The organism is Gracilibacillus caseinilyticus (assembly GCF_022919115.1).
GTDB lineage: Bacteria > Bacillota > Bacilli > Bacillales > Amphibacillaceae > Gracilibacillus > Gracilibacillus caseinilyticus.
This window is the reverse complement of record NZ_CP095072.1, coordinates 1,654,477-1,666,867: the sequence shown is the minus strand read 5'-3', so window position 1 is coordinate 1,666,867 and position 12,391 is coordinate 1,654,477. Positions and strand designations below refer to the sequence as shown.

The window sequence follows — 12,391 nt, the reverse complement described above, 5'->3', positions numbered from 1 at the left end:
ATTTCCTCCTAGATGTTTAGTCTAGATTTAGGCATTGTTTTCCCATCCCAGACACGTTGACTTACGGCTTGTCTCTTTTTTACTTGTGGCTCATCTAATAATAAAAAGAAGTTCTTAGTTGGCAGTGTGCCTAAATGATGTTTTTCCGAAAGCCGATCCAAATATGAACGCATACTGTCTAATTTCTTCGACTGATTCTGACCAAACTCGGAAAATTCATATAATACACTCGCCACTGCCACACGTTTAATTCGATGTTTTTCTGCTGTACGCAAAAAGAAATCCCAATCCCAATAATTCCGAACTTCCTCATCAAACAGGCCGATATCATTGTGAAGTGATTTACGGTACAAACTGCCAGAAGGAACATATGTCGAAAATGTACGCATTGCTGCAAGATCGAAATCATAAGCGAAAAGCTGATGATTTAATGGTATTCTTCTCTTCCCCACTTCTCGATAGTTAACAATCTCAACATCTGAATATACAAGATCGGCTTCCTCTATTTCCGGTAACATTGTTTCCAGATGCATAGACAATGGCAAATCATCGTCATCCATCAGCATGATAAATTCCCCTTTTGCAGCTTGTACTCCTTGATTCCGTGCAAACACATGGTAATGATTGACTGGTAAATGGATAACTTGGATATGTAGTTCAGGGTATAAATCTACTACTTGATCAATTGATTCACCAGCATCATTAATAATAATAACTTCGAAATTTTGGAAAGTTTGTTCTACTAGTGCGGCTAGCAGTTCAGCTAATGCAACGTGACGATTATAAGTCGTGATAATGACAGACACTTTAGGATTGAACATTTGTAAACCCCTCACTAAGATTAATTAAATTGTATGTAAACTTTATTGACATCCGCCATGACAAAGTTAAAATAATGGCATATAGTAAAGACATATCCTGTTTTTAATCTACCAGCCCTTTACTATTTCCTTCATTTATTATATTACAAGACGTTGTAATCTACGAAATCATTCGAATTTATTATTCCATATTACAATTTTAATACATTTTAGACACAGATCTGCAACAGTGACATGAAGTTTGATTGTATAACATATAACAGAAATGGCAATACTTTTCTTATAAAAGGATGCATACTGTATTTTATAATTATTAGGAGGTTAATCTCATGGCTTTTTTACGTGAAGCAGTTGAAAAGCAGAAGGCATATCTGATTCAGCAGTTGGTGGCCAATGGCATTGTGGATAAAGACGATCAAGACCTCTATAACAAACCCATTAGTGAAATCGTACATGATTATGAGCAGTTCTGTTTAGAATTCGAGAAACAGAGCGCAATGAAATTTACTCGCTTTAATCCAAAAAAAGATAAGGAGGAGCCTGGTCTTCATTAGGCTTCTCCTTATCTTTCTTTTTATCTTTCTTTCTGGATACCGAATCGTGCGTTGATTTCCCCTCGTAGTAGTTCTTTGCGCAATTTTTTCTCTTTCTTTTTCTCTGCCCGTATCATATCTTGTCTAATCTCGTAGGTTTGGACACCTTCTTCACGCTTATTCGCAATATCGATCAGTAATTCAACATCCGCAAAAGAGTATTTTCTATTTCCTTTTGCAGAACGTTCTGGAAATACAAGTTTTCTTTCCTCATAATAACGAATTTGACGTTCTGAAAGCCCCGTCAGTTCACTTACTACGCCTATCGTTATCACCTTACGTTCCTTGTATGAAGGACTTTGACTTTCTGCCATGTGATACACCACCTATTGCGTTTCCGTTGTAACGTGACCTTACTAGAATTATACAATTTTAGTTTATGGTTGCACAAACTTTTGTAAGAAAATATAACAATAATAATTTTATTCTTTTTTTGCTAGCTACATACCTTTAAATTCGATAGTATAGAGAAGGAAGGAGGAATGATGATGGAAATGTCCATTACAAAGCCTGCAGCAAAATGGTTCATTAAAGAATTAGAGTTAGCAGAAGGCGATTCAATCCGTTTCTTTGCCAGATACGGCGGATTTGGCGGTGTACATAAAGGCTTCTCCCTGGCACTCGAAAAAGCAGAACCCAACAATCTTGGCGCAGAGGTCACTGAAGAAGGCATTCATTTTTTCGTTGAAGAGTCCGATATTTGGTATTTTGACCAAAAAAATCTCCATATTAAATATTCACGTAAATATGATGAAATTGAGTATGTTGTAGAATAATATTCATAATCGGTATCACCAGCTCTCTTACCGTTATCCATTGCTTATGATAGAAACAGGCATACACCCGCCCTGTCCTGACTAGGTTATGTATACAACTACCTATAATACGAATTATGTCAACTAGTAGTTTAGTCGTCATTTTGAAATGATTCATGTGCTAGGATATCGCTCCGGCCAATCACTTCGCGTCCTGCGAGGCACGGCTTCAGCTAACTTTGGAAATAAATGGTGATTGGCCTACGCTATGGTACTTACTCTACAACTGATGCAAGGGGTAGTATATGAAGTGGTATCAACGAGTGTTCATACTACACTTCATCATTGCATAATGCCTAGAGCCACTGCTTTTAGCTGTTCGTGCAGAGCAGATAAAACATCTCAAAATTGCATCATTGTAAAGAAGCTCCATTTACATAATCCGTATTATCAGAATATACACTTTTATTTTTCCCAATCTTAAGCTAAAATTTTTCCATTTAAAAAAGCAACAAGGAGAACTATCAATTGTCCTCTTTGTTGCTTCTTTTTAGTTCAGTGTAATATGAGCCTTGGCTTTATAATTGGAGAAATCTAACTGGTATCCTGGTTCTCCGAAGTAAGGGAATCCGTCTTCAGTCCAGAAAAGCCTTTGAATACGGGCGTGGCGATTATGATCGTATAAAGGATTTTCCGTATTAAATCCTTTATACGGTCTGGCATGATAGATGAGGATATCCTCGCCATTCTCATCTACACTAAAGCTATTATGACCTGGTCCATACTCACTTGTTTCGTCACTTGACACAAGTACTGGTTCTTTTTTCTTTGTCCAAGAAGCCGGATCAAGCAAATCACTATTTACGTCCGCATGGAGTAAGCCAACCGCATAGTTCTCATCGGTTGCGCTAGCTGAAAAGGCAATAAAGATGCGTTGATCGTTTTTAATCATAGCAGGACCTTCATTAACATCAAATCCGATTACTTCCCAACCAAATTCAGGTGTCGAGAGTAACACTTGTTGCTTGATCGTCCATGGGTTCTCCATCTCTCCAATATACAGATTAGAGATCGTATCATTCTCCACTTTTTGGGCCCAGACCAAATAACGTTTTCCATTGTGTTCAAATGTGGTAGCGTCTAGTGAAAAACTTTGAAAAGAGGTATTAATTTGTCCTTTTTCGACCCATTCTCCTTCTAATGGATTTTCTGTATCACACTCTAACACATACGGTCTGATTGCCCAGACATCCTCTTTCTCACCAGCAGCGAAATACATATACCACTTGCCATCAATATAATGAATTTCCGGTGCCCAAATATGCTCTGACATAATACCTGATTCATGCTTCCTCCATATAACCTTCTCTTCCGCTTCTGGTAGGCCAGCGATGGTTTTCGACCTTCTTAAGACAATCCGATCATATAACGGATATGATCCTGTAAAATAATAAAATCCATCTGTATGTTTAAATAAATATGGATCTGCTCTTTGCTCTATAAAAGGTTTTGGATAATCATTATATTCAATTTCGCCTTCCACTTCAGCATTTCCTTTACTCTCAAGTTCATGAATATTTACATCACTCCACTTAACAGGAAATGGCGCTGTTAAATCCCGATCCAGATCAACAAGGACTTGTTCCGGCAACGAAAGATCCGCACCCTTATCAATATTGATCGTCACGTCATGTATCCGCTTTATTTCCATGTTTGACATCCTCTCTACATTCTTCCATTTCATTATAAACGAGAGAATTAACACTATCAACATATTAGTTTATCAAATCGATAGTAAAAGATATTTAAAAAATAAAAACCAACAGTTAATCAAACTGTTGGTTCGTTGGTTTTACTATGACGCTTCACAAAACGTTTCATTCTTTTCATCGCTTCATCCAATTGTTTAATAGAAGTCGCATAGGAACAGCGAATGTATCCTTCTCCACTTTCACCAAAAACGTGGCCTGGAACAACTGCTACTCTTTCTTCCTCCAACAGCCTTTGAGCAAACTCTTCAGAACTGAATCCTGTCGACTGTATCGATGGAAATACATAAAATGCTCCTCCGGGCAAATGGCAGGATAAGCCCATTTCATTCAACGCTTTGACTACAAAATTACGACGTTGCCGATAGCTCGTTTTCATCTCTTTCACACTTTCATTGCCGTTACGAAGCGCTTCTAATGCACCATGCTGTGCCATTGTTGGAGCACACATAATAGTATATTGGTGAATTTTCGTCATGGCTGCCAAAATCTCAACAGGACCAGCAACATAACCTAATCGCCAACCAGTCATTGCAAACGCCTTGGAGAAACCGGAAATAACAATCGTACGTTCTTTCATTCCCTCTATCACAGCCATACTGCTTGCCAGTTCATCATAGGAAAGTTCTGCATATATTTCATCCGAAAGAACGACTAAATCGTGCTTTTCGATGACTTTTGCTACAGCTGTTAATTCTTTTTTACTTAAAACTGCACCCGTTGGATTATTAGGACTGCACATAACAATCGCTTTTGTACGTGGCGTGATAGCTGCTTCAACTTGCTCCGGCGTAATCTTAAACGCATTATCCGCAGTTGCACTAACAGATACAGGCACCCCCCCCGCCAAAGAGACTGCTGGTCCATATGAAACAAAGCAAGGCTCTACGATAATTACTTCATCACCTTGATCTAAAATTGTTCGTAAAGCTACATCAATTGCCTGACTTGCGCCAACGGTTACAAGTAATTGAGTTTCCGGATTATAAGATATGTCAAACGTTTCATATAAGTATTTGCTAATTTCTTCACGGAGCTCCAGCAAACCCGCATTCGCTGTATACGCCGTATAACCCTGTTCCAGCGAGTGATAGCTTGCTTCTATCACATTCCAAGGTGTTACGAAATCTGGTTCCCCTACACCTAGTGATATTACATTATCCATTTTGGAAGCAAGATCAAAGAATTTCCGAATACCTGATGGTTTAATATCTTGTACTTGTTTTGCTAAGTATGATTGCGTCATGGTGTCACCATGATGCGTTTGTCATCATCATCGCCATCATCGAAAATAATTCCGTCATGTTTGTATTTTTTCAAAATAAAGTGAGTAGTAGTAGACAGTACGGTATCTAACGTTGAAAGTTTATCGGAAACAAAGCGACTCACTTCCATCATCGTCTTGCCTTCTACCGATACGCTTAGATCATAAGCACCTGACATTAAATAAACAGCTTTCACCTCTGGAAAACGGTAGATTCTGGATGCAATCTTATCAAAACCCAACCCACGAACAGGCGTTACTTTTACATCTATTAATGCAGCGACACCTTCATATTCATAGACACTAGACCAATCAACCAACGTGGAATATCCAAGGATGGCATGTTCTTCTTCTAATTTTTGAATCATTTCTTCCACTTCTGCTGGTGGAACATCTAGCATTTTACTAAGGGTTTCATTATTCATTCGTCCGTTTTTTTCTAATAATTTCAATAATTCAATTTCTTTTTGTTCCATTTGATTCACCTACTTTAAAAGTTGTGTATACACTAAATACAACTTTGATTTATGTTTCTAATAGTTAATAATACTACAATTAAATTTAAATATAAACCATCTAGAAAGCATACCTAAATCCAGAAAGGACTGAAACCAATGTTTAGCTATCAGGACCTCCTGAATCAGTTGAAAATTGCCTATGCACATCCTGGCGGAAAGGCCACTACCCAACAATGGATACAGCAGATTAATTTCAACCAGAAAAAACATGTCTTAGAAATCGGCTGTGGTACTGGCCAAACGTTGAAACAATTACGGGATCATACCGAAGCTTATCTGTATGGCATTGACCAATCCCATGAAATGGTGCAGCTAGCCAAAAAGGAAACACAAAAAATGCCTTCGATCGAAATCATGCAGCAACGGATTGAGGATTTACTTTTTATGGATGACTTCTTTGACCTGATTATATCGGAGTCGGTTCTTGCTTTTACACCTATCCCTGCAAACCTCCTTTTTTTAACTGATTTATTGAAACCGAAAGGACAGTTCGTTCTTATAGAAATGGTTAAATCTGATCAACTACGCCCAGAAGAAGAGGAAGACATAAAATTCTTTTATCACCTTCCACAACTATTTTCAAAGCAGGAATGGCTCCAGCAATTCCAAAAGCATTCTCTTGATGTCATCACAGCAGAACAAATCACAAAAACATCGAATACACCACCAGTCTTGCCTTCCTCCGTATCCGAAGAGGCAATCGAAACGCTTTTTCACCATTTTCAGTTGAATGATAAATACAACGACCACTTGCATACCTATTTATTCATCGTGGAAAAACGGAGGAATCTAACGTGACTATACACAAGACTACCCAGTGGATCGACGCCTTTATCAAAAAGAAAGACCAAAAATCAAAAAAAGAAGCCTTTCGCCTGCAGCAGTCAATGCTGTCCAAATACTTAGGTGAATTCTTTCCTGCTGTTGAACCATCAGCTATTCAACAGCACTTATTGCAACATGGCTTATTCGCTGCAGACATCAGTGAAAATGATTGGCAAGAATGGAAACAGCAATGTTATACACAAGCCGTTGAAAAGATGTACCTGAAGTGTAAGCATAGCTGGAAAGGACCTGACACAGATATTTTTATTTTCCCTTCCAATGAGACCATTCCTGAATTAAATGAATGGTTTAATGGCAATGCCGGCTTAAGCTTTCCTGATAAACTATTTTTATTTTTGCAAAAAGGAGCAGCAAGGCGTGAAATTGCAGCGCTGGTTATCCATGAATACAGTCATATTTGTCGTCTGCATCGATTCCCTAAGGCAGAACAGGATTATACATTAGAAGATGCTATCATGCTGGAAGGGATTGCTGAATGGCTAGTCCGAAAGATGGTCGGTCCTTCCTATGGCAACAAACGTGTTAGCCTGGTTACCGATAAGGAATTAACAAGGTTGTGGAAGAAATGGATAGAACCGAATCAGCAAGTAACAAGAGGAAATGCCAAGCATGATCTTATTATGTACGGCATGCGTGGCGCCCCTAAAAATCTTGGTTATATTATTGGATTTAATGTAGTTCACCGCTTCATGAAAGCTAAAAAATGTCCAGCTACCAATTTATTGCATACCAATAACGAAAATATTTTAAATGAAACCAGCTTTCACCTTCCAAAAAATTAAGCAATTTGCCGACGAACAGCTGACCACTCCCTTTATACAAACTGGCATATGCTAGTAACAGTTAGACGTAACTACTGTTAAATGAAAGGAGTTTGGTCATGTCACATTATGATTTTTGTTGTAATAATATGGGACGTCCGGTGAGAATCGTGACACACAACGGTGAAATACACAGAGGAGTTATCCGAAATGTTAATAGATCGAAAGTTTTTCTAGAACCATTTGGCGGAAATAACCGAATGGGTGGATATGGTATTGGTTATTACGGTGGTGGATATGGCGGTTACGGCCGAGGCCGAGGAGGCTTTGGTCTAGGTATCGCACTTGGAGCCATCGCAACGATTGCATTCCTGCCATTTTTCTTCTGGTAAGATAAGAAAATAGAGCCGTTATTGTTGAACCTACCTACCCACTTCGGCGACAATTTTAGTAAAGCTCGGCATTCGCCTCGTCCATTAGCGAATGCCGAAGTTTTATTTATGCTTTGCACATTCCAAATTTTCGCTACAAATAAGAAAAAACGGGCTTAACCCCACTGCCATACGTCTTCAACTAGGCTACTGCTTGGTTAGCCGGAGCGATGTCCTAGTACTTCATTTATTTCAAAATTAGTAAAAAGCTAGTAAGCATAATCGCATTATAAGAACTCACACTTCATCCTTCATCTTAGCATGATTGCTTCTACAATTCGCCTTTGTGATTGTAATTTTATACTGTCTTTACTCACGTTATAAAAAAGCGGAATCGTATGGACGATTCCGCTTCTTTGTTATTTATCGAAAGACTCCTGGTCAACATACCCATCGTTATCCATAATGATTCTTAATGCCTCTTGAAAATCATCCTCAGATACTTCACATTCTAACGTGTACTCTCTAGGATCATTATCTACTTCTAAACCTTCATCATCTTGTCTGAAGGCTGCTACAATGCCACCACCTGCTCCCATTCCAGAAGTGTTATTACCTGAATACGTTAACGGTGTCAAAATCAGCGTGTGATCGGCATCCGGTAATTGATCCACACGAATATCATTGGTCTTCAGCTTATTTAAATCTGCCTTTACAGACTCTGCATCATTTTCCGTCTTAAAGAAAGCTTGTAATGGTTTATACATTACTATCATCCTCTCATTTTAATGATGTACTGATAATAATGTACCCGTTTCCAAAAAAAATAAACTTTCTGTAAATTTTTTCTGATCTATTAAGTTTTTGGTCAGAAACTTTAGTAAAATAAAACGAAGAGTACTACGCACCTTATAAATCAAGGATGGTGACGACATGGACAAGTTATCAAAGCATGAAAAAAGTTGGGTTTTTTATGATTGGGGAAGCTCTGCCTATTCCATCATTATAACAACTGCTATTTTCCCTATTTTCTACAAAGCACAAGCAAGTGCAGCAGGTGTAGAAGCTGCAGATTCCACCGCTTATTTAGGATATACCATTTCTATTTTTACCTTTATATTGGCAATGTTAGGACCTATCTTAGGGACGATTGCCGATTATAAAGGCTTGAAAAAGAAATTTTTTGTAAGCTTCATCTGTTTGGGCATTTTCTCGACATTCGCACTGATTTTTGTCCCAGAAGGAGAATGGCTGCTATTGTTAGTGTTTTACACATTGGCATCTTTAGGTTCAACCGGTGCGAACGTTTTTTATGATGCATTCCTTGTAGATGTGACAGACGACAAACGGATGAATAATATTTCTTCTCGTGGATTTGCTCTCGGTTATATCGGGAGCGCGATCCCTTTTGTTCTTAGCATTGCCATAATATTACTATCCCAGCAAGGGATTCTTCCCATTACAAGCACTACCGCAAGTAAAGTAGCCTTTCTGATTACGTGTTCGTGGTGGGCGATTTTTGCTATACCCATTATAAAAAATGTCCAACAGGTGCATTATATAAAAAGAGATCCAAAGCCAGTCAGACAAAGTTTTAAACGACTATTTCGTACCATTCGCAATATTAAACAATATAAATATTTAACGTTGTTTCTAATAGCTTACTTCTTTTATATCGATGGAGTTGGAACGATTATTTCGATGTCGACCGCATACGGAACAGACGTCGGTCTCAGTTCTACTGTTTTATTAGTAGTTTTATTTGTTACCCAAATCGTTGCCGCTCCTTTCGCGATGTTATACGGAAAATTAGCGGATCGTTTTTCTGCTAAAAGCATGTTAAATGTTGGCATTATTATATATATGGTCGTCTGTATTTATGGCTATTTCTTAGAGACAGCATTTGATTTTTGGGTGCTTGCCATGCTGGTTGCTACTTCACAAGGTGGTCTCCAAGCATTAAGCAGATCTTATTTTGCCAAATTAATTCCGAAAAACAATGCCAACGAATTTTTTGGGTTTTACAATATTTTCGGTAAGTTCGCTTCCATTACTGGACCGTTGTTACTGGGGGTTACCGCTCAGATAACCGGGAAATCGAATGCGGGTATATTAAGCTTAATCATCCTGTTTGTAATTGGAATGGTCATTCTTTATTTTGTACCTTCAGATAAGAAGATCGAACACATCAATGCAGCGACTTCAGAGAGTAGCACCGTTTGAGTCAAGCGGTGAGAGGGAACAACACTATGTAGATTAAATATTACAAAAAGCAAGGAGAGAATTAGCGACAATGGCCAATGCAAAACAATCTGCAACAAATTACGTAAATCAAGTATTCGAAACAGTTAAAAAGCGAAATCCAAATGAAGATGAATTTCTTCAAGCAGTCAGCGAAATCTTCCATTCACTTGTTCCTGTCTTTGAGAAAAAGACTATTTATATGGAACACAATATATTAGAACGCATAGTAGAACCAGACCGTGCCATCAGCTTTCGTGTACCATGGGTAGATGATGATGGAGTTATTCAAGTCAATCGCGGTTATCGTATCCAATTCAACAATACGATTGGTCCATATAAAGGCGGGATTCGTTTTCACCCTTCCGTCAATATAAGTATTGTTAAATTTCTAGGATTCGAACAGATTTTCAAAAATTCATTGACTGGTTTGCCAATTGGCGGCGGTAAAGGTGGCGCTGATTTTAATCCGAAAGGGAAATCAGACGTTGAAATTATGCGCTTCTGTCAAAGCTTTATGAGTGAATTATTCAAACACATTGGTCCTAACAAAGATGTACCTGCAGGAGATATCGGTGTCGGTTCTCGTGAAGTCGGCTACCTCTTTGGTCAATACAAAAAAATGCGTGGACAATATGAAGCAGTTGTGCTAACCGGAAAAGGCTTAAACTATGGAGGCAGCTTGGCACGAAAAGAGGCGACAGGTTTTGGAGCTGTCTATTTCGTGAAAGAGATGCTGAAAGATCAGCAAGATAATTTTGAGAATAAGACAGTAGTCGTTTCCGGTAGTGGTAATGTCGCAACTTATGCTATGGAAAAAGCTAAGGAACTGGGTGCCAAAGTGATAGCATGCAGCGATTCAGATGGCTATATTTATGACAAAAATGGTATTAATATTGATACAGTGAAACAAATCAAGCAAGTGAAAGAGAAACGTATTAAAGAATATGTGAACAAGCACCAAGATGCTGAATTCATTTCTGATTCTTCTGCCATTTGGAATATTGCCTGTGATATTGCAATGCCATGCGCAACTCAGAATGAATTGAATGAAGATGCGGCAAAAACACTAGTGGAGAATGGCGTACAAGCTGTCGGCGAAGGTGCTAATATGCCTTGTACTGCTGATGCGATCGAGGTTTTTATGAAAAATGATATATCATTTGCTCCTGGTAAGGCTGCTAATGCCGGTGGTGTGGCTGTTTCTGCTTTAGAAATGTCCCAAAACAGCATGAGACTTTCGTGGGACTTCAAGGAAGTGGATGAACAGCTTCAAAAAATTATGGCTAACATATACAAACGATGTGTAAATGCTGCGACAGAATATGGACATACCGGCAACCTCGTCATGGGTGCTAACATTGCAGGCTTCCAAAAAGTCGCCGATGCTATGGTAGAGCAAGGAGTAGTCTGATCAGCAATACGTAACAATCCTCCTCTCTCTTATCGCAAAAATAATCCGGATTATGTATTTAAGGCAAAGCTTTGGCATATGCATATGTCCAAATGCTCTATGAAACAAACGATGCTAACTATAATACGGATTATGTAAAGTGGAACTGTATGTTAATGTGGTAATTTTGAGGCTTTATCTGCTTAACAAAGCTCCGGAAATATGCTCCTCGTCCTGTGGGCCGGCCTCAACTAGGCTACTACTTCTTAGCTGCCTTGCGCCGAGGAAGCATACTTCGAAGCATTTCTCTAGAAGACACAGGTGCATCACTGCGGGAGACGCGACTGATCCCAGGGGGGCGTTTCCTACACATAAGGGAAGTTCTACAACATTTGTAACAGTAAGTAGCAGTTGTGCTAAGCATTATACATGATTTGAATCAAGTATGGACACTGATGGGTACAGCTCAAAATACTATCTCTTACAACAATTGTAGAGCTTAAACATTAGCGCAGGACGAACCACCTAGACTCCCGCGGGATCTTCAGCCGTGCCCCGCAGGACGCGAAGTTGTTGGCCGGAGTGGTATCCCAGCACATGAGTCATTTCAAAATTACCACGAAGCTAGTTCACATAATCCGCATTATAAGAACCCATTCTTTTTCAATCTTAAGCGAAATTCTTTATTCTGCTTTTCCCCACGACGTGTTGCCAAACATTGTTGGGTTCTATGGCATGCAGACTGGTACAATTTCAACCGGCATGGCCCTGGTCAAAGCAGTGGATCCAAAATTCCAATCCAATACGACGGACAACCTTGTCATAGGAAGTGGGACGGCATTACTATTCGGATTTCCGTTTCTAAATATTCCTGTGGTTGGTTATGTACAGGACCAACCGATTATGTATGTTTATACAATGCTCGCATTAATTATCTATTTTACCGCGCTGCTCGGTGGAATTCTTTGGCGTACTAGAAAAAATAATGACATTCGTTCATGAATTACTTCTTGTCGTGGGCAAAATACGTTAATATATATGTATATTAACATTGAGGAG

Annotated in this window: 14 protein-coding genes; 8 read left to right on the top strand and 6 right to left on the bottom strand. The window is 38.9% G+C overall.

Annotation, left to right across the window (positions count from 1 at the left end):
• Positions 1-8: 8 nt before the first annotated feature.
• Entirely contained in the window at positions 9-821 is an 813-nt protein-coding gene (locus MUN88_RS08040) for a glycosyltransferase family 2 protein (RefSeq protein WP_244723127.1), read from the bottom strand.
• Between the two features lie 329 nt (positions 822-1,150).
• Between MUN88_RS08040 and fbpA the strand changes: the two genes are divergently transcribed.
• A complete protein-coding gene (gene fbpA, locus MUN88_RS08035) occupies positions 1,151-1,375 on the top strand; it encodes a Fur-regulated basic protein FbpA (RefSeq protein WP_244723126.1) in 225 nt (74 codons plus the stop codon).
• A gap of 20 nt (positions 1,376-1,395) precedes the next feature.
• On the opposite strand, the gene MUN88_RS08030 is transcribed toward fbpA, so the two are convergent.
• Entirely contained in the window at positions 1,396-1,728 is a 333-nt protein-coding gene (locus MUN88_RS08030) for a MerR family transcriptional regulator (protein ID WP_244723125.1), read from the bottom strand.
• 168 nt (positions 1,729-1,896) lie between these two features.
• Between MUN88_RS08030 and MUN88_RS08025 the strand changes: the two genes are divergently transcribed.
• Positions 1,897-2,190: a HesB/YadR/YfhF family protein gene (locus MUN88_RS08025; protein ID WP_369809962.1), complete on the top strand. Its 294-nt coding sequence runs from the start codon at positions 1,897-1,899 to the stop codon at positions 2,188-2,190.
• 529 nt (positions 2,191-2,719) lie between these two features.
• On the opposite strand, the gene MUN88_RS08020 is transcribed toward MUN88_RS08025, so the two are convergent.
• The 3 genes from MUN88_RS08020 to MUN88_RS08010 form a co-directional block, all read right to left on the bottom strand.
• The gene (locus MUN88_RS08020) at positions 2,720-3,880 is read right to left on the bottom strand and encodes a family 43 glycosylhydrolase (protein WP_244723124.1); all 1,161 of its coding nucleotides are present in this window, start codon (positions 3,878-3,880) and stop codon (positions 2,720-2,722) included.
• Positions 3,881-3,999: 119 nt separating this feature from the next.
• Positions 4,000-5,184, bottom strand: coding sequence for an aminotransferase (locus tag MUN88_RS08015; RefSeq protein WP_244723123.1), 1,185 nt, complete (start codon positions 5,182-5,184; stop codon positions 4,000-4,002).
• Positions 5,181-5,678 carry an Lrp/AsnC family transcriptional regulator gene (locus MUN88_RS08010; RefSeq protein ID WP_244723122.1) on the bottom strand — a complete coding sequence of 166 codons (498 nt, stop codon included), beginning with the start codon at positions 5,676-5,678 and terminating at the stop codon, positions 5,181-5,183. Before MUN88_RS08010 ends, MUN88_RS08015 begins: the two co-directional genes overlap by 4 nt.
• 138 nt (positions 5,679-5,816) lie before the next feature.
• Between MUN88_RS08010 and MUN88_RS08005 the strand changes: the two genes are divergently transcribed.
• The 3 genes from MUN88_RS08005 (at position 5,817) to MUN88_RS07995 (ending at position 7,719) form a co-directional block, all read left to right on the top strand.
• Complete coding sequence (locus tag MUN88_RS08005; protein WP_244723121.1) at positions 5,817-6,518, top strand: class I SAM-dependent methyltransferase; 702 nt, start codon at positions 5,817-5,819, stop codon at positions 6,516-6,518.
• Positions 6,515-7,348 (top strand): DUF2268 domain-containing putative Zn-dependent protease, encoded by an 834-nt coding sequence (locus MUN88_RS08000; RefSeq protein WP_244723120.1) that lies wholly within the window; start codon positions 6,515-6,517, stop codon positions 7,346-7,348. Before MUN88_RS08005 ends, MUN88_RS08000 begins: the two co-directional genes overlap by 4 nt.
• Before the next feature lie 98 nt (positions 7,349-7,446).
• Positions 7,447-7,719, top strand: a complete 273-nt coding sequence (locus tag MUN88_RS07995) for a hypothetical protein (RefSeq protein ID WP_244723119.1) — start codon at positions 7,447-7,449, stop codon at positions 7,717-7,719.
• 398 nt (positions 7,720-8,117) lie between these two features.
• Here MUN88_RS07995 and MUN88_RS07990 read toward each other — a convergent pair whose 3' ends face one another.
• Entirely contained in the window at positions 8,118-8,465 is a 348-nt protein-coding gene (locus MUN88_RS07990; protein WP_244723118.1) for a hypothetical protein, read from the bottom strand.
• A gap of 166 nt (positions 8,466-8,631) precedes the next feature.
• On the opposite strand from MUN88_RS07990, the gene MUN88_RS07985 reads away from it, so the two are divergent.
• The 3 genes from MUN88_RS07985 (at position 8,632) to MUN88_RS07975 (ending at position 12,334) form a co-directional block, all read left to right on the top strand.
• The gene (locus MUN88_RS07985; protein WP_244723117.1) at positions 8,632-9,921 is read left to right on the top strand and encodes an MFS transporter; all 1,290 of its coding nucleotides are present in this window, start codon (positions 8,632-8,634) and stop codon (positions 9,919-9,921) included.
• A gap of 70 nt (positions 9,922-9,991) precedes the next feature.
• Positions 9,992-11,353, top strand: a complete 1,362-nt coding sequence (gdhA, locus tag MUN88_RS07980; protein WP_244723116.1) for an NADP-specific glutamate dehydrogenase — start codon at positions 9,992-9,994, stop codon at positions 11,351-11,353.
• A gap of 714 nt (positions 11,354-12,067) precedes the next feature.
• Positions 12,068-12,334 (top strand): hypothetical protein, encoded by a 267-nt coding sequence (locus MUN88_RS07975; RefSeq protein ID WP_244723113.1) that lies wholly within the window; start codon positions 12,068-12,070, stop codon positions 12,332-12,334.
• Positions 12,335-12,391: the final 57 nt, after the last annotated feature.